The sequence below is a fragment of the Paenibacillus sp. cl6col genome, assembly GCF_900102125.1.
Classification (GTDB): Bacteria; Bacillota; Bacilli; order Paenibacillales; family Paenibacillaceae; genus Paenibacillus_B; species Paenibacillus_B suaedae.
Window position 1 is genome coordinate 530,132 of the sequence record NZ_FNAZ01000001.1, and the last position, 23,829, is coordinate 553,960.

A 23,829-nucleotide genomic window follows, 5' to 3' on the forward strand; every position below is an offset into this window, starting at 1 on the left:
ACACAAATTAGCGTCGAATATCATGAGAGGGAATCAAGATAAGAATATCATTGGATCGATTGCAGATTCAGGGAGTAGTGATTGACATACGATCTTGGACAAAAGTTATCCTATTTATTGTAGCTACCGCTTGCTTGACGCGGTTCATCCCGTTCTCAAGCTTCTTCCGCAATGTGGACACGTTAATTCACGAGCTGTCTCATGCCCTTATGACCCTAGTACTCTCAGGCAAAGTGATGTACATTCATTTATTCAGTAATCAGAGCGGCGTTACTTATTCTGCCTATACGTCGACGTGGAAGGCCATTCCGATCTCCCTTGCTGGATACATTGGCGCTTCATTATTTGCTGTACTGCTGTTCTATTTGCATGCTCGCAAGCAAGAAGCCGCTGGACTGATCGCTATCGCGTCCTTAGCGCTCATCAGCTTGATTCTATTTGTCCGTAATGGATACGGCATGATGTGGTGTGCTGGCTTCGTCATACTGACAGGCCTCATCTGGAAGTTCGCACCTCCGTGGCTTCGGAGCGGCTACTATTTACTAATTGCGTTCATTTGTCTTGTGGAATCGGTCATAAGTTCCACATATCTGGTCTACTTGTCAATGAAAATGCCTAATGGAGCAGGAGATGCTGCCAATCTTAGTCATGTTACCTATATACCATCCATCGTGTGGGCGCTACTGTTTACCGCCGTGTCACTATGGTGTGCAAGAATATCAATGGGCATCTTATTCCATGGCCCTCGTAGAGGGAATCGGTAAACTTCCAATAAGAAAGGAGCTGTCCAGCATGATGGGTATCATCCATGTCGGACAGCTCCTTCGTTTATGTAACCGCTGAGTTTTTTGTTCGTCTGAATGTAATATCTTTTGCACCGGGTTCTGTATTGAGCGGAGCACTTAGCAGAATTATATTCCCTTCCTCGTCGGCAGCAAATTTTATATTCGCTGTTACCCCTAATATTTCTGAATGTATCGCGAATACATGCTCCCCAGTCTGACTCATTCGAAAACAACCGACATGAAAAACAGCCTGAAGTTCATTCTCCACAACTTGAACCTTGATGGTTCCATAACCCGGATGCTCATAGTGTCCTTCATACCTCTGAAGTGTGGTTGAAGAAACCAATACGGCCTCTCCTCCTGATGTAGCGTTTTCGGCTGCCATTTGTTTTCGTTGTGCTTCCCATTTCTGAATATCCTCACGGAGTTGTTCACACCATTCAATAGGATCAAGATTCAAAAGCCTATCATAGACAGTCAATGCTAAAGATGTAGGGAGCATGGTACCTTGTCTGTTCGTCAGCAGAACAATGCCAATCCCTTCATCGGGCAGGAAGGAGATGTGTGAAGTAAATCCGTCGATGCCACCACCGTGCTGAAGCATGCGGTATCCTCGATATGATTCGAATCCCCAACCTAAACCATAACTGCTTAGTGGAAATTCTCGCCTTCCATTCATCATTGGTGGGCAAGACAATTGCGGGGAATGTAAGGTCGCAAGATTCCTCTCTGAAATAATACGCTTCCCTTTGAAAGCTCCATTTTCAAGATTAGCAATCAACCAATTACTCATGTCCATGACTGTACTATTAATAGATCCAGCAGGTCCAATCGCATCGAAATTGCGATACTCAACTTCTCGAAGCTGCCCCTCCTGTTCGATGTAGGGAACTCCCGCATTATCATGCAACTTCAACTCATTCACGGAAAAGCCGCTCTCCTTCATTTCCAGCGGTTCGAATATTCGCTCTTGAACAAGCTGTTCCCAAGTACACTCCGCTACATGCCCTGCTATATATCCAGCAGCCATATACATAATATTGTTATACTGCCAAGTTGACCTGAAATCGACATTAGGCTCGAGGTATTTGATTCGCTTGATTATCTCCTCGCGAGTCAAGAAAGAGCCGTACCACATATTATCATGCCGCGGCAAGCCGGTACGATGACACAACATGTCTCGCATCGTAATTCGCTCCGATGCCATCGAATCGTACATATCAAAGTCAGGGAGATACGTGCGCACAGGTGTATCCCATTCAAGCTTCTCATCATCTACAAGCTGAGCGGCTACCATTGCAGTAAATGCTTTCGAACAAGAGCCAATGGCAAACATCGTATTTGGTGTAACAGGTAGCTTGCGTTCCACATCCCGATAACCGAATCCTTCCGCCAAGATTATCTCTCCGTCCTTCACAATGGCGAGCGATAAACCTGGGACGTTCCACAATTCCATTTGTTTTTTGACGTAAGTATGTAAGTCTTGCAATACATACTGAGCATCCTTTGTCGTATGAACCATTGAATGGCACTCCTCTATCAAATCAATGTGGCGTCGTCTAGCATCTTGCCTCCAGACACGCTGACAAGCTTCTCTACTACCTATTGTACGATGCACCCCCACTACTCACAGCAGAATAACCCGTTGATAGTGAACGACGATTCTCTCACTACATAATCAATAGATCTTTTAAAACAACTGAATATTCAACCTTCTCTCTATAATAGAAAAATCGCGGCTGCTCGCATCTTCTCTTATTTCGTAGAAGATACGTCTTACCGCGATCTAATGTAAAGTGCTAGTGTACCTTTGCTAATAAGCTCGCCCTCCTAGGAGCAGGCTGCAAGCTTAGCTAATGCCATGATGACTGCGCCTTGCGCAGCATCTTTCTTCGGTGTAATGCAGTCCATATTGGGATAGTGTTCTTTGAGCATGGCTATGAAGGCATCCCGCACATTGCTGTTCTTCAGCAGCACGCTTCCTGCCATGGCAACTGTTCCTGACTGCAGAGACAGCTTCTCTACAACCGGGATAACAAGTTCACAGAGCGAACTTGCCGCCTTGTGAGCAATCTCTAGAGCCGCAGAATCACCGAGCTCACATGCCCGCGATAGTATCGGAGCAAGAGCTGCGATATCCTTCTTATTCGTCTGCTTATCGTATACGAATCGAATCAATTGCTGCATAGACTCAATCCCCAGCTGTTCCATAACCATATCTGTAATCGGCGATGCCGGTATGCGTCCGTCGTGTGCCCGTACAACGATGGACAACAAGTCACGCCCAATGCTATAACCACTGCCCTCATCATCGATGAGATGGCCATAGCCGCCTGCGCGATGAGACTGACCCGCTTCATTTCTCCCATAACAAATGGAGCCTGTGCCTGCAATAAGAATGATGCCATATTCACGATCATGGGCGCCGTACAAGGCTGTCTCTTGATCACCGGTAATGATTAGCCCACCTTCGTATCCGCAATCGCGAACAATGGCTTCCAGCCGTGTTACGACTGTCGGGTTGCTGACTCCGGCTGCACCAATGCACACCTGCTTACAGTTGCCCAACCCGCCGCATACTCTGGCGATCGTCTCAAATATTTCTTGCAAGCTTGCTCGCACACTCGCTTCATCCTGACCATTGATATTAATGGCACCAGATGTGAAGGTATGCACGGCTGCTCCATGTTCGTCCGCTATCGTTACTGCCGTCTTCGTACCGCCGCCGTCTAAGCCTGCTACGTATGTCAACGTAAGCTCACATCCTTCATCTTCCTTGTAAAGAAAGATTTCTATTTATACAAATGATACTGCTGCTTCATGGTTCTGAATTCTCTGCTCTCTTCACGGAATTGCTCCAGCATCGCTTCTACATCAAGAGATTCCTCACGATACAACTTGTCTCCGCAGAGCAAATCGATGAACGGTCTGGAATTCTCCTTCACTGGCGGCAAGAAGGCGAACTGCTCATAATTGCGCTTAATAGTGAACATAAGCTTAACTCCCGCTTCAAACGGCTGCACCGCGCGATTGTCGAGCACATGGATCTGCACCCCGCCGCATTGCTCTCCTTCGAACTTCGAGAAGGATGGCTTGAAGTATACTGGACGGAATATAATGCCCGGCAGCTTCTGACGATTCATCTCGTCTGCCAGCTTCTCTGCCTCAATGAACGGTGCACCGATCATTTCGAATGGTGCTGTCGTCCCTCTGCCTTCCGATATATTCGTTCCTTCGAATACACAAGTCCCCGGGTACAACAGTGCTGAATCATAACGTGGCAATCCCAGAGACGGCATAACCCAAGGACGCCCCGTATCCGTGAACTGCATCGACCGCTCCCAACCGTCACAACGAACGACATGAAGCTTGCAGTTCCAACCCATTTGTTCGTTCGCCATAAGAGCGACCTCTCCTGCGGTCAAACCATACCGTACAGCTAATGGATAGTTGCCGACGAAGGATTGATAGCCTGGCTTTAAGATATTCCCTTCAACCGTCGTGCCATCAAGTGGATTAATCCGATCCAGAACAACGAATTCCTTGCCTGCCTTCGCGCAATCTTCCATCGCGTACAGCATTGTATAAATAAACGTATAATAGCGTGCACCTACATCCTGGATGTCGTATACAACCATGTCCACTTCATCCAGCATTTCTTGACTGAGTCGCTTGGAATCCTTGCGATACAAGCTGTATACCGGAACGCCTGTAAATGGATCGGTGTAAGTCTCAACCTGTGCCCCTGCAGCTAAGTCGCCACGAACGCCATGCTCCGGCGAGAACATCGCTACAAGATTGAAGTTGTCATGCATAATTTGTATCGTCGATTCGAATTGATTGTTCAATCCAGTCGGCGATGTAATGAGACCAATTCGCTTGCCTTTGAATAGCTCCGTATATTCTCCAATGCAATCAATACCGTTGCGGATCATAGGTGCCTCCCTCTAAGTGCGCGTTCACTTGCCAATTTTACAATTCCGATTTCCGAACACACATTGTCTCTGCTGGAACCATGAACGTTTCCGCATATTGCTTCCGTGCCTCAATACCGCGGACCCGAGCCAGGTGCTTGTAGTATTCGAGATATGGGAATGACTTGCTGCCCGTTACGAACCAATGTAAGGACACTGCCTTCACCCACAGATCGTAAGCTTCTTGCGAGAAGTCCACGTACACATAAGGCTTGTAGTCGACTGCATCCTCCCAATTTTCTGCATAATAGAGTGTAGAAGCGAAGAATGCAGGGAGTTCTCGCTCGAACGATGCCAGCCCAGCGAAGAAGCGTGCATCATTGACAATGCGATGGGTCGTCATATGATCCTTGTGCATGCTGTTCTTGAAATGCGTAATAATGATGTTCGGACGCACCTGACGAATGACATTGCAAACTCTCAAGCGCATTTCTTCATTATCCTTCAGTTCCCCGTCTGGGATTTCGAATACGATCGCTTCGCCGCCGAGCATTTCCGCGAAGGCCTTCGCTTCGTTCACCTTCTGCTCGCGATATTCCGCCATATCTTGGCCGGCTGGAACCCCACGCTCTCCTGCTGTCAAAGCCAAAGTTACAATACGGTCGCCCTTAAGTGCGTGACTTGCCAATACACCGCCAGCCGTCAGCTCCATATCCCCCACATGTCCACCAATTGCTAGAATCGTTCGACGCTGCTCGCTCATACCTACAACTCCTTCCTCATGATTGAAAATGATTTGACTGTCTGGAAACCTGCCTTCTCGTAAATGCGAAGCGCAGGGTTGGTACTGCCTGTGAACAACGACATATATTCCGTTCCCATGCTGCGAAATGCTTCGCAAAGCTTGAAAAACAAAATGGTTCCAAGTCCATGTCCCTCATGTTGCGGGCTCACGCCAATGCCTGCAAAATATCCCCTACCGCTCTGCTGGCGAATGACCGGCCCTGCGAAGCCAACTGCTTCTCCTTGATAGGCTGCAATCACTACGGGAACACCGTTAGCAGCTGCTTGCTTAATCTCCCTGGTCCAAAATGGGTTGTGTAGTTCCTCTAGCATCGACTCGATCCCACGATGACGATTAAGGTCGTACAATTCAACCGCGTAGCCATCTGCTGCCGCTTTCAATTCTTTGTTCGCGATCTGCTCCGGAACTTCGAAGCTAGCCAATGGCAGATACATCGCTTGTTGAACCGCTCGCTCGAAGTAGCCATGCTGCAGCAGGTAATGATAGAGTTCACTTCCGACAGGCACCCCAGGCGCATTGTTATGCTCATGCTGCGGTGTATTCGGAATATACCAAGGAAGCATCATTGGATTGAAGAACAGGATATCTGCCTGCTTCTTCCCAAGCTCACGGAAACGCCCCTCAACTGCATCCAGCATTCGTGTATAGTACTCGTCTGTACGGTAATTCCGAGACAAGACGATGCAGGTGATATATCCAGCATCATGACCTAGCGGCAGATCATCTCCCGTACAGCCGCAAGCGAAGCCCTGCACACCGCCTTCATCATCAAGCAGAACGAATGTGTTCTCCGAATCGAAGTATGGGTTAGAACAAAATATGTCATAGAAACTCGCTGCTGTAAGCTCTTTATATCCATCGCGAACGGCCTCTTCATTCCATAATGCGATAACGTCTTCCCTATATTTGTTGTCCCATGTGATAAGCATCGCAGGACCTCCAATTAAACATTAAACCTTCATCGCAGCGATGAAGGTTCAGGATTAGATTGCAGGACTATTAGCCTTTCACCGCACCTACGGTTACCCCTTGCAAGAAGTACTTCTGCAAGCTGAAGAAGAGAATAAACATAGGCAACGCTGAGATTGTAGCCCCTGCCATCATCGGCGCAAAGTAAGTCGTGTTGGCAAATCTGAAGTTTTTGAGGCCTACCTGAATCGTCTGCATATCCATCGTATTGGTAACCAAGAATGGCCAGAAGAACGTATTCCAGCTATCCATAAACGTCAGGATCGCCATTACCGCGAGCACTGTTTTAGACAAAGGCAAAATGATTTTGAAATACACTTGGAACTGGTTGCAGCCTTCAATCTTCGCACATTCCAGTACCTCATTCGGAATACTGCTCATGAACTGCTTCGAAAGGAAGATATTATATACAGTAACGAGACCAGGCAAAATCAAAGCGCTGTACGTATTTTGAATTTGGAAAATGTTAACGATCAAAATGTACAACGGCACTTGTGTTACCTGATACGGAATCATCATCGCAACGAGAAGCAATGTAAACAATGCTGTTCTGCCTTTGAACTTAATTTTAGAGAAGGCATAGCCAGCCATACTTGCAAAGAATACGTTTGATACCGTAACAACAGCCGCCACAAATAATGAGTTCAATAACCAGCGCAGTGAGTATTCACTGTAATCAAAGAAGAACTTATACGATTCAAAAGATATTTTGGATGGGAAGAGCGAATAGCTCATCGCCCCAGCTTCGACGGGATCCCCAAAGGAAGAAATAAGCATAAAATAAATAGGGAAGATCGTTGCCAAAGCAAATAGTAAAAGTATGAATATGATGGCAGCGTTTCTCGTATGTTTAGCCGCCGGATTTCCATTATGCGGATTGTAAAGTGACATCGTTGGCTTCTCCCCTTTCCTTAGTACTCCACGTCTTTACCCATAAATTTGAACTGAGCGAACGATATAATAGCGATAATTCCAGCCAACACGAGAGATTGCGCTGCAGCTTTACCGAATTCAAAGTATTTGAATGCGTTGTCAAAGATGAGCAATCCGACCATTGTTGTCGAGTTGTCTGGGCCGCCGCCTGTCATCAGATAAGCGTTCTGGAATACTTGGAAAGAGCCGATAACACCGGTTACCAACAAGAATAACGTTGTTGGCTTCAAGCAAGGAATGACAATGTACCACAGCTTCTTCAGGAAAGAAGCGCCATCCAATTCTGCTGCCTCATAATAACTATCATCAATACCGAGCAATGCTGCCAAATAAATAATGATGCTTGTACCATGGCTTGCCAGCCAGGACATCAGAACCAAGGAGAACATTGAAGTCGCGCTTGAGCCGAGCCAGTTCAAATTGCTGATGCCGAACAGGCCTAACAGCTGGTTCATAATCCCGGATTCCATAGGATCGAAGATCCACAGCCATACAACGGACATAGCAACGCCTGATGCAACAGCAGGCAAATAGTAAACGGCCTTGAACGTCGTCTGCAGCTTCTTGCTGAGCGGCAAGATGAGAATGGCGACCGCAAACGAGATCATCAATGCAACGGGAACTGTAAGTATCGTATACACAACCGTATTCTTAATTGACTTCCAAAAGAGCGGATCTTTAAAGGAAGAAATATAGTTATCGAATCCTACCCATGTAGATCCTAGCGGTTTATAATCCTGAAAACTGATTATAAAGGCACTTACGACCGGATATGCGGTAAAGATTGCAAAGACCACTAATGCAACCGCGATAAACGCATATCCCCAACCGGAATCTCCTCTAATTTTCCGTTTCTTCAACGGCTTAGCTAATTGGGCCATAATGTGAAACCCCTTTCAATACGCAATGTCATAAACATTTCCGGATAGCCGTACGTTGTATCATACGGCTATCCGAAGCTGACTTCTTCTTAGTCCTTCACAATGCCGTCTTCACCGAATGTCGAGATCGCTGCCTCTTTCACAGCATCGAACATTTTCTCCGGCGTAATTTCGTTGGCGATCAAAGCTTGAAGTTTAGGGACAATGACTTCTGTTTCCATTTTGATTGCTTTTGCACCCAGATCTGATGGGATGTCTGGACGTGCAGGCGCTGCATGGCTGAGCAATGTTTGTACAGCCTTTTCATTGAACTCGTCTCTTTGAATTGGCATTTTTTCAGCTTCTTTCTTAGCTGATGCCGTAATATGTGCTGCAAAGAGATCATTGTTCGTCGTTGCTGCAACTTTACCGCTTGCAAGGAAGTACGCAGCTTTTACTACGTTCGCTTTATGCTCAGGCGTTGGTTCATTTTTACCACGGAACGTTACATAACCATCTACCGCAACAGTAGATTTCTGTTCTTGCCCCAAGAAGGTTGGAACTGGAAGAACCGTATATTGAACCGGGATGCTGCCTTTCACTTCGCTGCCATCTTTTTTCGCGATTTTTTCGTTGTTTTCGTTCGCGTTATTTTCGAAAGTTGCAAGACCTTTACCTGTAATCATCGTTTGCCCTGTCAAGAACATGTTCCAACGCTTACCAGCGTCAACAGAGCTGAGTTCTTTCGGCATGGAGCCGTCATCAATGAGTGTGCGAATATCCTTCAGTACTTCCAAGAAGTTTTTGCTTGTGTACGCATATTTCAAATCCTTATCGAATGGATCTGGCATGCCAGCATTCTTGACCAAAATACCCAAGTAATCCTTGGAAGCTACACCTGCTGTTGCAAATACGAATCCATAACGGGAAGTTTTGTCGCCTTCCTTCACGACGCCCTTCTTCACAGCTTCGCGGAATTCGTCAAATGTCCAGCCTTCTTGCTGAACTTTCTTCCAGTCGATTCCTGCCTTCTCCAAGAACTCTCTGTTACCGCCCAACGCATGTACTTCCATGTATGCCGGGAAGCCGTAAAGTCCGTTGCCGTTCTTCATGTATTCAAGTGGAATTTTGTCATAGTCAGCAATCATTTCCGGTGTAGCTGTATCTGAGATATCCATCAACATACCTTGTTGGATGTATTTTGGAATACCTGTGGAACCGATGAATGCAATATCTGGCGGGCTGCCCGCGTTAACTTGTGTATCAAGCTTCTGCGTCACATCTTCCCAGCTTGCTGGCTCAATCTTCAGCGTCAAGTCAGGGTACAACTCGCTAAATTCCTTCTCCATTTGCTTGAAGTTATCTTGGAACTTACCAGATACTGGTGGCAACAAAGCTGTAATTGTATCTTTTCCACCTTTGCCTCCGTTCGCCTGTTCTCCGGATTTTGCATCATTGGAACTTCCGCAAGCCGATAGCAAGGAAATTGCCAAGGTAAAAGCACAGATGGACGCCAATACACGCATTTTTTTTCTCATTGATAAAGCCCCCCTCAAGGATATCGAATGATTTCTATACCGCTTTTGTAAACGTGCCAATTGCTTTTTTCAAACTACCTTCACTCTGCTCTAATGCCCGTTCCGCTTCAGCTGCGTCAAGTCCTGTCTTAATCATCATGATGGCTAGTTTGCAGTTCATGGAAGCGCTTTCTAAATAGCTAGTCGCAGTCTTCGCATCAACGCCTGTAACCGCTTGGATAATCCGAACTGAACGGTCGCGCAACTTGATATTACTCGCTTTCAAGTCAACCATCAAGTTATTATAGGTCTTCCCAAGTTTAACCATCGTGCAAGTTGTCAGCATATTCAGTACCAACTTCTGGGCTGTACCCGCTTTCAATCTTGTCGATCCCATAATGACTTCCGGCCCTACAACAGGTGAGATGCATACATCGCAGACGCTCTCTAGTTTGGATTGCTTGTTATTCACTACGCCGATCGTCGCCGCACCAATTTCCCGCGCCTTTCTCAAGGCAGCAATTACGAATTGTGCGCTTCCGCTCGCTGTAATGCCAACAACCACATCCTTGTCCGTCACGCCGCATCTCTCGATTAATGCCATCCCCTCCTCTGCATCATCCTCGCAGCCTTCAACGGCCCATCTCAGTGCAGTGTCTCCCCCAGCGATATGTCCTTGCACTAGCGAAGGGTCAGTTCCGAAAGTGGGTGGACATTCTGAAGCGTCGAGGACGCCGAGTCTGCCGGAAGATCCAGCCCCGACATAGAACATTCTACCGCCATTTTTGAGCGCATTGTGCAGGGAGTCGACCGCTTTGGCAATTTGCGGAATCTCTGCTGCAACCGCTTGCGGAACTTTTGAATCCTGCTCATTCATGAGGCGCAGCATCTGATCGGTTGTGCACTCGTCTATCACTAATGTCTCTGGATTGATTTCTTCTGTCGTTAGACCCGCCAGATACTCATCCATAGCCATCCTCCTATCCTGTGTTGTATAACTTGCTTATATATCCATCTTAGACCTAAATGTCATCATGGTCAACAGTTTTTGAAATAAAATTTTATTATAAAATAAATTATTGGTGTTTTATTTTTTGTTTTTCAACAAAAAAAGACACCGGCGCACGTGCCCTGCCGATGTCTGCCATGTTGATCTGTTCTTCGTATCAACGATGCTTGCTGGCCAAAATATTATGTGTTTTCGTCAAATACTTCTTCACATTCTTATATTCCGCACTCGCGACTCCTGCAAAAAGTATATCGATTACCGTCAGCATAGCGATACGAGAGCCCATCGCACCACTGCGAATCGTAACCTCGGGCGTGGATATGCTCAGCACGATATCGGCATTATCCGCCAGCTCGCTTTTTGTATATTTCGTTATCGCAATAATACAGGCGCCATTTTTCTTGGCGATTTCCAACGAATCCAGAATATCAATCGTGTCGCCTGAATTCGAGACAAAAATCGCCACATCGCCCTTATCGAGCAGTGTAGCCGCCGTTAACTGACTATGCCCGTCCGTATACGCATGGCACATTTTGTTGATGCGCGAGAACTTCTGCTCCCCATCAATCGCAACGAGCCCTGATGCGCCAATACCGAAGAACACAACCCGATTGCTCTCGCGCAGCACCTGCACGGCACGGCCGATTTCTTTCCGGTCAATGACACAGAGCGTATCCTCGATGGATTTACTATTGTTGCGCGAAATATTAGAGATGATCGTATCTAAATCATCCCCTGGTTGAATGTCTGTATACTGATCCTTCTGCTCGTCATCCATCGATCCGATTGATGCGGAGATGCTGACGATAAAGCTGCGGTAGCCTGAATAGCCCATCGTCTTGCAGAAGCGAAGCACGGATGCATCGCTGGTCTTCGTCAGCTGCGCCAAGTTCTTGATCGACAAGTGCGGAATCTCTTCCAAGTTTGCGAGCACGTACTCAGCAACGATACGTTCTACTGGCGTAAGACTATCCTTCATATCACGGATTTTGATCAAAATATTATCATGTATCGACATATGTCTATCCCTACTCGCCAAGAAATTTTATTTCGAAACAAAACTATCATTTTGATATTATATTTTATTCTAGCTTGCATCTTGCCGGAATGCAATGACTTTCATCGCACAATTGTAAAATTTCCAAAAATTATACAGGGAATAGTTACAGAAAAAGGCAACAGCTTTACAGCCATTGCCTTGTCACGATCTATATTATTTCACGTAATAATGGAGCGGATAGGTGCGATACTGTGCCGGAGGCATTTTCTCCGTCGTGTAAAAGCCCGCAGGTGACTGCAGCAGATCCGGAATACGATTGACCACCGTTGCACAGGTAAGCTCTACGGTAGCCGGGCACGAGATCTTAACCTCTGTCTTCGGCTCCCCCTTGATGATCCAGTCATTATGATCTACTTCATCCTCCGCATATACTTTGCCGATGCATTCTGTCACGATGACCGATCCTTGATGGGTTACCGTAGTGACGACCGCGGACATACCCGTCGCGTCGCCGGCCGGAATCGTTCTGCCGAGTGTCGTCGAGTACAGATCTTTGTCATGCGTCATCGGAATCAACTGCTGATCCATCGACTTGATCGTCCAGCCGAACTGCGAGCATAGCCACTCATTGGCATTGCGCATGAAGGAAGGCAAGTCATTGTTGCTTGCAATCTTCTCTTCAAATTCCGCAAGCGTCAATCCCGCACCATGAACCTCTGCTAGTGCAATGCCGTACTCTTCCACGTTGTAGCTGGACATGCCTTCGATTCTCGTAATCTGATGCGTTGCCCCTGCCAATGTCGTGATCAAGCTGCCCCAGAATACATCCTGATATCCAGATCCCGTCAACGTGCAATTGTTGTCCTTCGCCAACCGATCTAATCTGTTCGTCAGCGCCGGAGAAGTAGTCCATGGATAGAAGGCCTCTTCGCATGTGCTGATGGCGTTCACTCCATAGCGCGCAGCAAGTTCGAATGCAGCATACGTATCGCTTAACAAGCTCGTCGTCGCAATAATGCACACCTGCGCGTCACACTCCTTGAATACTTCCTCTGCATCCGAGCGAATTGGCACGTTCAGCTTCACGCCGAGTCCCGCTACTTCGCCAACGTCCTTGCCGACGACGTTCGGATTAAGATCGATTGCACCAACGATTTCAGCCCCTTTTTCATACAAATATCTCAAAAAGTAAATTCCCATTTTCCCGCAGCCATATTGAATCACTCTGATTTTTTCTCGCATGTGGACAGCCTCCTTAATGGATTGTTATTAATTTCACAATCTAATGTATCTGAAATACTTGGAGCTCCTATGTCCTCATCATAAACTCTATAGCAACTATAGAGTCAATCCCTTTTGTACGGGAATCTGCAATTTCATGAACATGTTGCGCTCCTCATGATGAAATACCGGCAGCTCAACTACGACTTCGCAAATGTAATCGCCTATGATGTCGTAATCAAGCTCGCGAACGTAGGCGAGCAGCTTATTAGCGCACTCCTGCTCTTCGAAGAAACTGCTGCAATAGATACACAAATAGTCGTGCTCGGGAATCCATTCAACCCCCTCTTGCATAGCAAAGTCATCATCGACGAACAGAAATATTTCCGTAGATATGAACTCACCTCGCTTCAACCTGTCCTTGCGTATCATTGAACCGACATTGCAGAAGTATGCCATCGGCAGGTGATTCACAATTGCCTGTGTTCGCAGCTCTCGCAATATATACTCATAGGATTCCAACGTGTTCTCATAGATATTGATGCCGCTGTCATAGCAAAAGATTTTGCGTGCAGGAATGTGCTCCAGCACAATATATCCGTCTTTTGGCGCTTGGATATACGTTTCATAATTGTTGATGCTTACGTTAACTGCTCTCCTCATCTGCTCCAGTTCATTCATTTTCTGCTCAATTAGCGCCGCCTGCTTCCGCAGCATTGCAGGAATTGATTCGACCTCTTCATGATCGAGCCATGCCTTGATGCTGTCCAAGGACATTCCCAGATACTTCATATAGTTGATCATGTCCAATCTTGCGCACTGCTTGATTGCATAATACCGATAACCTGTGCTTTCTTCAATAAACTCAGGCTTCAAGAGACCGAGCTTGTCATAATACCGAAGTGTTTGTACAGAGGTATGATTCAGCTCGGCCATACGGCCGATAGATAGTTTCGTCATGACGGTGCACCTCAACTAGTAAGCTATTAAACGTATCTCTTCCTTTTCGCTTCATCATGTCGATTGTCCTTCTACGATCTCTACCGTTACAGCATTGGTTGTTAGCAAAAAACAATCGGTTTCTATATCCGCCTCATGCCCAATGCCTTCAACGTATGCAAAAATAGTTCGACGATAGTAGAAGCAGCTGCAAGTGCCTCTGCATGCAGTTTCCACCTTTCTAATTCGCTAATTCATAAGAAAAGATTATATAAAAAAGGCGCTTTCCGCTTGGAAAGACGCCTGACTGAAATGACTGTATATAAAGATGAAGGCTAATTTTATTGCTCCACGAACAATGGCACCTGAACAAAACCTTGTTCCGTCGTTTTGATGAGACCGATATCTGACAGACGGAGCTCGGGAACGACAACAAGCGCAAGCAGCGATAAGGTCATGAACGCATAGTTCATCGTGCAGCCTGCCTTGTTCAAGGCTTCGCTAACCGCCTTCGACTGTTCCGCTACTTGCTCGAACGGCGCATTCGACATAAGGCCAGCAACGGGCAACGGCAATGTTACGATTTCCGTCTCGGTAACGAGCGCGATACCGCCCTGCATATCGGCAACGACATTCGCGGCCTTCGCCATAAGCTCGTCGGAGTTGCCGATGACCATGACGTTATGACAATCATGTGCAACCGTCGAAGCCAATGCAGCCGGTTCCTGGAACCCTACACCGGATACGAAGCCTACTGCCTGCTTGCCCGTACCACGGTGGCGCTCGATGACGGCTAATTTACATAAATCCGCTTGATCTCGTAGTGATGCGATTCCGTCTTCAACCTGCACAGACACAAGCAATTCCTTCGTGTCCACATGATTCTCCCTCACTTGAATCGAACGCGCAGTTGCAACACCGCCCGTAATCGGCGCTTGAATCACGAAGTCTTCTGCCTTTACCGGACGAGCCAAGTGTACGGATCGAATCGCTGATTCGGGATAATGGAACTCTGGAAGTTCGACGACCATTTGACCATGCTCGGCGACTACTTGTCCGGCAGCAATCGTCATGATTACATTCACGTCGGAAATATGACCGTCCAGCATAATCATGTCCGCGAACGAACCCGGCGTAATCGAACCTACATCCCGCGCCACGCCAAATCGTTCTGCCGTATTAATGGTTGCCATCTGGAATGCCGTCACAGGACGCACACCCTGCGCAATCGCATGGCGTACAACGAAATCCATATGTCCTTCATCTACTAGCGACTCTGGACTCCGATCGTCGGTGACGAGTATCATGCGGCGCGTGTCGATATTGTGCTCAGTATGGGCCTTGATTGACTCCGCAACGTCATGCCATGCGGAACCTCGTCTCATTTTCGCATACATGCCCAGCCGCACGCGTGCGATGACATCCTCCGCATTCACGCTTTCATGGCACCCGGTAATCCCGCTGGCGGCATATGCTGGCAATCGCCAGTCTTGAACAGGCCATGTATAGTGTCCATCAGCTACTCTGCCTGCGCGCAAGGCAGCTTGAATTTCCCCAATCATTTTGTCATCGCCGAATACGACGCCCGGGAAGTTCATGACTTCGCCGAGGGCAATCATGTCCGGGCCCCACGTAAAGGCTTCCGCTACCTCGGCCGGTCCAATCGAAGCGCCTGCCGTCTCCAGCTCTGGGCCGGTAGAAGGCACGCAGGAAGCGACCTGCATGTAAGCGGCGAGTGGAGTCGTTCTCGCTTCATCAAGCATAAGCTTCAATCCCGGAAGTCCAAGAACGTTCGTAATCTCATGCGCGTCGAAAAAGCCGCCTGTCGTCCCTTTCGGCAATACAGCTCTTGCAAATTGCGTTGGCGTAATCTGGCTGCTCTCAATATGGCAATGCCCGTCAAGCAGTCCGGGCGCTACATAACGGCCCTGTGCATCAATAACTTTCGTCGTGTCTCCGATAAGATGACTTGCATCCTTGCCTACAAATGCAATCCTTGAACCTTGTACACCGATGGACATATCGTCCAATATTTCTCCAGAAGTCACATTGACCAACTTGGCATGCTGAATGACAAGCGTCGCTTTCTTATCTCCTCTTGCCGTTGCTACGAGGTCAGGCACGCATTCTGCTAGATGCGGTCTTGGTCTTGCAAAGAGTGATGCGGATCCCATTATGTCGATGTCTCCTTTGTAAGAAAAATATGGTTATATATGATGCCATCCTCCCATTATAGGTGATTGGGAAAATATTCTCTACAAGAAAAGACCGCAGCTAAGCTGCGGCCTACTTCCATTTACTATGATTAGCTTGTTAATCAGGCTTCACTATAATCACATCTGCCTAACTTTATTTCACAGACTGTTGTCCTGCAATACGGCCGAATGTAATGGCGTCCGCAACCGCGTTGCCGCCGAGACGGTTCTTGCCGTGGATGACACCTGTTACTTCACCTGCTGCGAACAAGCCTGGGATCGGTTGTCCCTTCTCATTCAATACTTGAGTCGTCTTGTTGATCACCACGCCACCCATCGTATGGTGAACGGATGGAACTGCTTTTTCAATATAATAAGGGCCCTTGCTCATGTCCTTCAGGCCAGCACGATGATGGAAGTCCTTATCGTCTCCTGCTTTTGCGAAGCCGTTGACCCGCTCAATCGTTGCCTTCAATGCAGCCGGATCGATGTTGAAGAACTTTGCAGCGTCTTCAAGCGTGTCCGCTTTATACAGCATGCCTTCCTTCACGAGCGCATCGTATTCGTCCTTGTGCACCTCGTGCGTTTTGCTAATATTCGCAATATCTTCGTTCCACAGTTGGTAAGCGTATTTTCCCTCTTGCGCCAAAATTGCCTTGGAAATTACGTCGCGGCGTTCAAGCTCTTCAACAAACCGTTTACCGCTTTGGTTCACAAGGATTGCGCCATCGAAGCGGCTGTCCGCTACGAGCGAAATAACACCTGTTACTGGATCGCAGACCGGATACGTTTGAATGCTCTCCATGTTCGTTAATGCAGCCCCTACATCCTGAGCCATCACGATACCGTCACCTGTAGAGCCAGGAGCATCTGTTGTCATGTATTTCTCGTCATACTCCGGATTATATTTCTTACGCATTTCTACATTGGAGCCAAAGCCGCCGGATGCAATGATAACGCCCTTGTTCGCATGGAATGTCAGCTTGCTTCCTTTAGCGCCTGTTGCTTCTACGCCGATTACTTTGCCAGAGTTGTCTGTGAGCAGCTTTTCCACTTTCGTATCTGTCTTCAGCGGAATGCCAGCCCCATCCAAATGCTTCTTCAGCTTCGTAATCAGCTCTGCCCCTGTATGTCCCTGTGGAATAAGCGCGCGCTTCACGGAGTGTCCACCGAACTGGAAGAGATGATCCGGCAAAAATTCAACCTTGATCTCATCCTTCAGCCATTCTGCTGCTTGGGTCGCATTCTCAGCCATCGTGCGCACCATCTCTGGATCACCGACGTTGTCTCCGCCCTTCAGCGTATCCTTAATAAACAATTCGACATCATCTTTAATGCCAAGTTTCTGTTGAACCCATGTGTTCGCTGCGTTCATTTCCCCGCCGGAAATCAATGTGTTACCGCCAACGGTTGGCATCTTCTCCAACAGAACGACAGTAGCACCTGCTTTCTTCGCTTCAATTGCCGCACTGAATCCCGCTCCGCCTGCACCAACCACAACGATGTCATAGGTTTGTTCCGCAGGCTCCTCGGATTTATTGGAGGAATCGGCCTTCTTCGCGATGAGCGTAATTCCTGCTTTAGATACAGCATCTTGGACTGCATCAATGAAGCCATGGCTCGTCATGCTGGAGCCGCTGATTGCATCTACTTCAGCCGTATTGGTGCTGATCATATTTTCTTTCAGCTGTTTATATACAGGCTCGGCCAGAACTTCGTTCTCCTTCTGTTCGAGTACCTTAATATCCGTAATTTCATTATTGTCGAATGTAACCTCTACCTTGATCGCACCGTGCTTGCCATCACCTTCCCCGACAGAAGTAATGGTCTTGCCTTGTTCCTGCTGTGCGGCTCCTTGCGATTCCTTGCCACTTCCATTGCCACAAGCTGCTACCATTACAATAAGACATAAAATGAGCAGCCAAGTTCCAGCTTTACGAATGCTCTTCATGTAGTTATACCCCTCGTCTGTATATACTGGTTATCCGCTGCGCATGCGGAAGATGTACCGTACATAGATAAGAGTAGCATATATTTGTAATGTTAAAAGTGAAAGTTATCACTTTCACCTAGTATATCTTTTATTTTCATATTTTCGCTGTAGATTTTACTTCATGTACTCGGATTGCAGCAGTCCCATATGAATAATATCGTGCCAAGATCCATTCCGGAATAAGGCCTCTTTTATAACCCCCTCTTGCTTGAAGCCTATTTTCGAGTACAGCCTAATCGCTCTCTCGTTAAAATCGAACACCCGTAAGGACAATCGATGCAAATTCAACTCATTGAAGGCATAGTGCAGCAAAATCTGCAATGCTTCCTGACCGTACCCTTTCCCCCAATAATCCGGTTCGCCGATATCGATAATCAGCTCCGCATTGCGATTTTTGTAATCGATTGAAATGAGCGACATGATTCCGATGGGCTTTTCCGTGTCTGCGTCACCAATGATATACGATTTCGAACTCGAAGATCCAAGTATAACAGTGCGAACAAAAGCATCAGTATCCTCAGGAGCATATAAATCCATATGCAGATTCGTTGTCTCCATCACCCTTGCATCGTTTCTCCAGCTATGATACACCTGTGCATCCTGCTCCGTCATTTTGCGCAATCGGATTCTTTGTGTTGTGAACATAGGAATGCCTCCCTGCTTTTCTCTTGTTTAGAAAACTAATAATAATTGCTTTATCTCTATTATCAGCCTTGCAAAAAGAGGGAAAAAGGGTATAATCCTTGCTTACATGTCCCCTTTTAGTGAGGTGAGTCAATTGCTTCAACTGGATTATTTATCATTGCGCGCCTATCTCTACGAGCGTGAACATGAGCATACCGCAATGCTGCGGCTGAAAGAATTGGAGAATGTATGGCATTGCAGCCGGAAAAATGCTAAACGAAAGCTACATAAGCTGGTATCTGAGTATGATTGTACTTACATTCCCGGACGCGGCAGAGGAAATCAATCCGAGATTTGCTTCGTTACGGATTTTTATGAGGATCTGCTTGATTTCATTCAGCTCTGTCTTCAGCAACAGGACATGGAGCAACTGCTCCAAGTGCTTCAGCTTCCTTTTCCAAGGCAGTGGATCGGTGATTTGCAAAAGCCTATTCAAGAGCAGTTGGGGCTGCAGTCTACAACATTTGGCAAGGATGTGTTACATGCAATTACGACCTTTCCGGTAACGAATCTTGATCCTGCGTTCGTATCGATCACCTATGATTCAATGCTTGCCTCGTTGATCGGGGATACACTGCTCCGTTATGATGCCGATCAGAATGAGCTTGTTCCTCATTTAGCTATTGGGTGGGAGGTCGATGAACAGGGGCTAACATGGACGATATATTTGCGCAAGCAGGTATGGTTCCATCACCATCGCGCTTTGACTAGTCGGGACGTCAAGTTCAGCATGGAGAGGCTCATGCATTCAGCCTGTCCCAATCGCTGGCTAGCCCGAGATATCGCATCTATAGATTGTCCTTCGCCACTCGTGGCTCGGATTATACTACATCGCTCGAATCCTTTGTTTGGGCGCTATCTAGCATCAACACCGATGATCATCCTCCCCGAAGATGGTGAGAATACGGACAGCTTCTTTATCGGCACAGGGCCATATCGGATTGTATCCTGCCAGCAAAATCGAGTTGTACTGCATGCATTTGATTCGTATTTTCGCGAACGCGCTTATATGGATGAGATCCATTGTTGGCAAATGCCGCCGGAACGGGCACATCTTATCCAATATGACATCCCTAGCACTGGAACAGTTCCTTTCAATGCGGCATATGATCGCCCTACGGAACTTGGATATCGGTTTGCTATGTTTAATACGAAGCACTCTTCTACCATGCAGGATCGCATGCTGCGGAAAGCGTTGAACGAATTGCTGGACATGGAAACCATGTGGAAGGAGTTAGGCAGAACTGGGCTTATCCCAGCCTCTCATTTTTTCCCGTGGAGAAGCACACTGATCAGGAAAAGTCTAACAGAGGCAAAAAGATGGCTAGCCTCCAGCTCCTATAGCGGCGAAAAGCTGCGGCTATATATGCTGGATATCCCAGAGGCATGGGAGGAAGCAGGATGGATTCAACAAAGGGCGCTCAGTATCGGGATCCATATCGAACTTCATCCCTACTCCTTAAACGATGTCCATGATTCGACGAACGATCCGCACATGGATATCATCCTGTCCGGTGAGGTATCATCACTGGATCCGCATCTGTCAGTGCTTGCTGCTTTCCGCAGCGATGCATTGGCTTTCCGTCGTTATTTGAGCGATGAACAGCTCGAATGGATTGATTCCCAATTCGTTTTGTTCCAACATGAAAATGCGGAGGAGAGAGAAAGACGAATTGATCGCATTGTCCAATACGTAGTTGATGAAGCCTGCATCGGTTTCATGCATCATCCGCAGCACGTGCGCCCCATTCATCCTATGCTGCAGCATGTTCAATATGATTCATTTGGATTTGCTGACCTGTATAAATTATGGACTCCACCGTTGAAAAATTAATAGATAACCAACAGGAGCGCAGTGTGCTTTGTCTTATTTTGTGCATGCTGGCTCCTGTTTTTTTATTTGCTCGCGTACTGCCTCAAAAATGACAAAGATTGCTCCAATGCCTTCATTCCAGACTCGGTATCTAGCTTAAATTGAAACTCATGCTCGGTAATCGCTTCATCCTGCTCGAAAAATAGCGAATGAACCGGGACATTCACTGCCTCCAGCCTTGCAGCCAGCTCTCTTCCGTGCTCCTCAAATGAATTTTTGTTGCCATCGGTAATAAAGGTTGGCGGATAATCCTTCGTCACAAAGTTCACAACCGAAGCTAACTTCACCTTCTCCACTTCATGCCAATTCTTCTCTCCGATGTAGCTCCAAGCTACTTGATTCAAGAAAAATTGCACAGGCAGCGAATACTTCGTACTGTGGAACAGTTGAAGATCGAATGGGCCGCAATACAGCAGCATTCCCTTTATCGTGTCTCGTGGCACTGCTTGCTCCATACCCATTTGACGTGCCAAATCTGAGTTCGTCTGAATAGCTGTATAGTTGCTGGCAATCTGTGCTCCTGCCGAATCTCCGGCAAAGAATAGCCGATTCGTATCAATCGGGAAGCGATCCGGATTTGCCTTCACATATTGATAACATTCATCCAGTTGCAAAAGAGGTGTAGGATATTTGGCTTCTGGTGCGCGCTCATAATTCATCGCCAATACCACATAACCTTGACTTGCTAACATGGTGGAGAAAATTGCAAGATCCTTCTTATCCCCTCCAACATACGCACCTCCATGCACCCAGATAATAGTCGGGTATGATTTCGCTCCTTCGGCGCTTGATGATTGTGGCAAGTATATATCGAATCGGTTGTCCTTATACCTTGATGGATAGGTCAAATCATGCTGAACCTGCACTTGGCTGCTATACGAAGCATACCCTGCTGGCTGGGTCGCGATTGGAGTCTCAAATAGTTTTCTTACAAACAGCGCTGTTAATGCAGGTGTGCTGTTCACCAATATGTAGGGAACCAAAATAATGAGAACAAGGGAGATCAGAAGCCAGATTCTACGTTTTCGCGGTTTTTTCGTACGTCGCATGACCAGCCCCCCTTTAACTATTTATCCATTATAACGCATAAATCATTCCACTCAAAAATCACAAAGAGCGCATAGCCTAGCTATCTAGACTATCACGCTCTTGGTTATAAGCCAATGCTACATTGACGTGTATAACGGCAACGATATCATTAAGATAGAGTTTTTATCCATTTCGCCATGTCCGTAATGACTTCAAGCGGTACGTTGCCCGGCAGCATATATTCTTCTCCGGTCGATGGTTTATCATACGGTACAAAAACATGGTTCAGCTTCGGATACAGCTTGTATGCGACATTGGTACGAGCCGACAGCGCCTTCTTCCAGCCGTCTAAATGCTCCTTGCCCACTTGGACATCATTGTCCCCTTGGATGAGGAACATCGGAACTTGCTGAGTCTTCGCAATGTCTCCGCCATAATAGTCACGGAAATCAAACCACCAAGAAGGTGTGCCGATTGGCAGATTTGCCGGGTAGTTGTCGACTGTATATTCTTTATTTTTTATGATTTGAAGGGACTGCTTCCAAGCTGCTACTTGTGCTTCCAATTGAGCAATTGCCTGCTCTGGAAGCTTCGACTCCTTCGCACGAGCCAATTGGCCTTCGAATTGCGTCAGCATGAGATCCTCAAGCGGGCCAGATGGCCCTGCTGCAACTACAGCTCCCCGAATTGCCTTCGCAGTATCCTGAGCAAGAATTCTAGGCACGAGCATTCCGCCTTGACTGTGGCCAAGCACAAAGATCTGCTGCTTGTTCAGCCGCTTGTCTTGGGCCGCCCAAGCAACCGCATGAAGGGCATCATCTATCGTCTCTTCCTTCACCGTAAAGCGTGGAACTGCGGTGGACTGATACGAATATTCACGCGTCCGCTTCTCATAACGAATCGTTGCAATCCCTTGCTTGGCAAGGCCGACGGACAGGTCACGGAACATCTTGCTGCTGCCGATCGATTCATCTCGATCATTCGCACCCGATCCATGTACAAGCACCAGAACCGGATAATTCCCGTCTCCTGACGCTGGCACTGTCAGTGTGCCCGGCAGCTTGAATTCCCCTTCTCCGATTACGATCGACTCTTCTCTATAAGCATCCTTATCATCATAGGATGGGGCTTGATATTGACCTTGGGGTACGAAATTGAAATACATATCATCCACCAAGCCGTCCTTAGCATAACGAAGTACCACGGATAATACCGAGCCTTTATCAGTCTTGAATGAGACGGCAGCATTACGATGCACATCATTTTCAGTTTGCGTGACTTGGATCAATTGGGTTGGCTGCCCGAACATCGTCGTAATTTGCTTGGCAAACATGCCGATCGGGTACACGTGACCCGCATTTTTGAGTGCCGGAGTCAGAGAAGATTGGATCTGCTCCACCGCTTCCGGACGGTCAGCGGCTGCTGCGAATTGCATGACAAATTGAGACGCACGCGTCTTCCAGTCCGACGTCTCTGCTTCCACTTTCCCATTTACCCACTTCGCTTGAATGTGCAAGGCTTCACACAGATCGTTCCAAGTTACAACCAGAGTTCCTTGCTCCACTCTAGGTGCCGCAGTCAGCTTCAACAGTTGGCCGCTAATCGTCGATTCAACAGACCCGCTGCGTACGATCCATACACGATCCCCATAAGTAACCGTTGCTTCTTTCGTACTCTGATCCCACTTTACATAAGCTCCAATTGCGTTCGCCGCTTGCCGCAGTTGCACCATACTAGCAGTTTCCTTCTTTTCTGATGCCGCTTCCTGCTTCGTCTCCTCCGCAAATGCAGTTGGGACTGCGCTCCCGAGCAGCAAACATGCTGCCATCATCCATTTCCAAGCTGATTTATTCAATTGGAATCCCCCCGGCCACAGAATTAGAACCCATTAGACATTTAGATAAATGTCTAAATAAAAGATATCACAACACCCAATTCCATGTCAAAAGAATCCATAACCCCTCTCCCCCTAACATTGGCGGGGATAGTCGCTATGAATCCAGCTCATATTAACAACACATTCGGTTCACGATTGAACCGAGTGCAGCACGGCTAGACAGATGCTTGCATCTATCCAGCCGCAAACTTACTATGCCTTATTGG

Annotated in this window: 19 protein-coding genes; 2 read left to right on the top strand and 17 right to left on the bottom strand. The window is 47.2% G+C overall.

Annotated elements, in window-relative coordinates; all coding sequences use genetic code 11:
- Nucleotides 1-77 precede the first annotated feature (77 nt).
- A complete protein-coding gene (locus BLS15_RS02285; protein ID WP_231515055.1) occupies nucleotides 78-764 on the top strand; it encodes a M50 family metallopeptidase in 687 nt (228 codons plus the stop codon).
- A 64-nt stretch (nucleotides 765-828) separates the two neighbouring features.
- Here the strand turns inward: BLS15_RS02285 and BLS15_RS02290 are convergent, their stop codons facing one another.
- The 15 genes from BLS15_RS02290 to BLS15_RS02360 all read right to left on the bottom strand — a co-directional run bounded on the left by BLS15_RS02290 (nucleotide 829) and on the right by BLS15_RS02360 (nucleotide 18,785).
- Nucleotides 829-2,307 (bottom strand): serine hydrolase, encoded by a 1,479-nt coding sequence (locus tag BLS15_RS02290; protein WP_028531671.1) that lies wholly within the window; start codon nucleotides 2,305-2,307, stop codon nucleotides 829-831.
- Nucleotides 2,308-2,615: 308 nt separating this feature from the next.
- The gene (locus BLS15_RS02295) at nucleotides 2,616-3,536 is read right to left on the bottom strand and encodes an N-acetylglucosamine kinase (protein WP_021254416.1); all 921 of its coding nucleotides are present in this window, start codon (nucleotides 3,534-3,536) and stop codon (nucleotides 2,616-2,618) included.
- A gap of 41 nt (nucleotides 3,537-3,577) precedes the next feature.
- Nucleotides 3,578-4,720 carry an exo-beta-N-acetylmuramidase NamZ family protein gene (locus tag BLS15_RS02300; protein WP_028531670.1) on the bottom strand — a complete coding sequence of 381 codons (1,143 nt, stop codon included), beginning with the start codon at nucleotides 4,718-4,720 and terminating at the stop codon, nucleotides 3,578-3,580.
- A gap of 37 nt (nucleotides 4,721-4,757) precedes the next feature.
- Nucleotides 4,758-5,462 (bottom strand): PIG-L deacetylase family protein, encoded by a 705-nt coding sequence (locus tag BLS15_RS02305; protein ID WP_028531669.1) that lies wholly within the window; start codon nucleotides 5,460-5,462, stop codon nucleotides 4,758-4,760.
- Nucleotides 5,463-5,464: 2 nt separating this feature from the next.
- Nucleotides 5,465-6,433 carry a GNAT family N-acetyltransferase gene (locus BLS15_RS02310; protein WP_028531668.1) on the bottom strand — a complete coding sequence of 323 codons (969 nt, stop codon included), beginning with the start codon at nucleotides 6,431-6,433 and terminating at the stop codon, nucleotides 5,465-5,467.
- Nucleotides 6,434-6,503: 70 nt separating this feature from the next.
- Complete coding sequence (locus tag BLS15_RS02315) at nucleotides 6,504-7,364, bottom strand: carbohydrate ABC transporter permease (RefSeq protein ID WP_021254303.1); 861 nt, start codon at nucleotides 7,362-7,364, stop codon at nucleotides 6,504-6,506.
- Between the two features lie 20 nt (nucleotides 7,365-7,384).
- A complete protein-coding gene (locus BLS15_RS02320; protein ID WP_021254304.1) occupies nucleotides 7,385-8,287 on the bottom strand; it encodes a carbohydrate ABC transporter permease in 903 nt (300 codons plus the stop codon).
- An 89-nt stretch (nucleotides 8,288-8,376) separates the two neighbouring features.
- Nucleotides 8,377-9,804 carry an ABC transporter substrate-binding protein gene (locus BLS15_RS02325; RefSeq protein ID WP_021254305.1) on the bottom strand — a complete coding sequence of 476 codons (1,428 nt, stop codon included), beginning with the start codon at nucleotides 9,802-9,804 and terminating at the stop codon, nucleotides 8,377-8,379.
- 34 nt (nucleotides 9,805-9,838) lie between these two features.
- On the bottom strand, nucleotides 9,839-10,753 hold the full coding sequence (gene murQ / locus BLS15_RS02330) for an N-acetylmuramic acid 6-phosphate etherase (protein ID WP_028531666.1): 915 nt from the start codon (nucleotides 10,751-10,753) through the stop codon (nucleotides 9,839-9,841).
- A gap of 196 nt (nucleotides 10,754-10,949) precedes the next feature.
- Nucleotides 10,950-11,810 carry a MurR/RpiR family transcriptional regulator gene (locus BLS15_RS02335; protein ID WP_021254307.1) on the bottom strand — a complete coding sequence of 287 codons (861 nt, stop codon included), beginning with the start codon at nucleotides 11,808-11,810 and terminating at the stop codon, nucleotides 10,950-10,952.
- A gap of 195 nt (nucleotides 11,811-12,005) precedes the next feature.
- Nucleotides 12,006-13,034, bottom strand: a complete 1,029-nt coding sequence (locus BLS15_RS02340) for an NAD(P)H-dependent amine dehydrogenase family protein (protein ID WP_021254308.1) — start codon at nucleotides 13,032-13,034, stop codon at nucleotides 12,006-12,008.
- A gap of 96 nt (nucleotides 13,035-13,130) precedes the next feature.
- Entirely contained in the window at nucleotides 13,131-13,973 is an 843-nt protein-coding gene (locus BLS15_RS02345) for a MerR family transcriptional regulator (RefSeq protein ID WP_021254309.1), read from the bottom strand.
- Nucleotides 13,974-14,293: 320 nt separating this feature from the next.
- The gene (locus BLS15_RS02350) at nucleotides 14,294-16,126 is read right to left on the bottom strand and encodes an adenine deaminase (protein ID WP_021254310.1); all 1,833 of its coding nucleotides are present in this window, start codon (nucleotides 16,124-16,126) and stop codon (nucleotides 14,294-14,296) included.
- 175 nt (nucleotides 16,127-16,301) lie between these two features.
- Complete coding sequence (locus BLS15_RS02355) at nucleotides 16,302-18,098, bottom strand: flavocytochrome c (RefSeq protein ID WP_021254311.1); 1,797 nt, start codon at nucleotides 18,096-18,098, stop codon at nucleotides 16,302-16,304.
- Between the two features lie 156 nt (nucleotides 18,099-18,254).
- On the bottom strand, nucleotides 18,255-18,785 hold the full coding sequence (locus BLS15_RS02360; RefSeq protein ID WP_021254312.1) for a GNAT family N-acetyltransferase: 531 nt from the start codon (nucleotides 18,783-18,785) through the stop codon (nucleotides 18,255-18,257).
- A gap of 133 nt (nucleotides 18,786-18,918) precedes the next feature.
- On the opposite strand from BLS15_RS02360, the gene BLS15_RS02365 reads away from it, so the two are divergent.
- Complete coding sequence (locus BLS15_RS02365) at nucleotides 18,919-20,658, top strand: ABC transporter substrate-binding protein (RefSeq protein ID WP_090509672.1); 1,740 nt, start codon at nucleotides 18,919-18,921, stop codon at nucleotides 20,656-20,658.
- A 62-nt stretch (nucleotides 20,659-20,720) separates the two neighbouring features.
- On the opposite strand, the gene BLS15_RS02370 is transcribed toward BLS15_RS02365, so the two are convergent.
- Together BLS15_RS02370 and BLS15_RS02375 are read right to left on the bottom strand one after the other, a co-directional pair.
- Nucleotides 20,721-21,746, bottom strand: coding sequence for an alpha/beta hydrolase (locus tag BLS15_RS02370; protein ID WP_090509675.1), 1,026 nt, complete (start codon nucleotides 21,744-21,746; stop codon nucleotides 20,721-20,723).
- Nucleotides 21,747-21,895: 149 nt separating this feature from the next.
- Complete coding sequence (locus BLS15_RS02375; protein WP_254777268.1) at nucleotides 21,896-23,581, bottom strand: alpha/beta hydrolase family protein; 1,686 nt, start codon at nucleotides 23,579-23,581, stop codon at nucleotides 21,896-21,898.
- Nucleotides 23,582-23,829 lie beyond the last annotated feature (248 nt).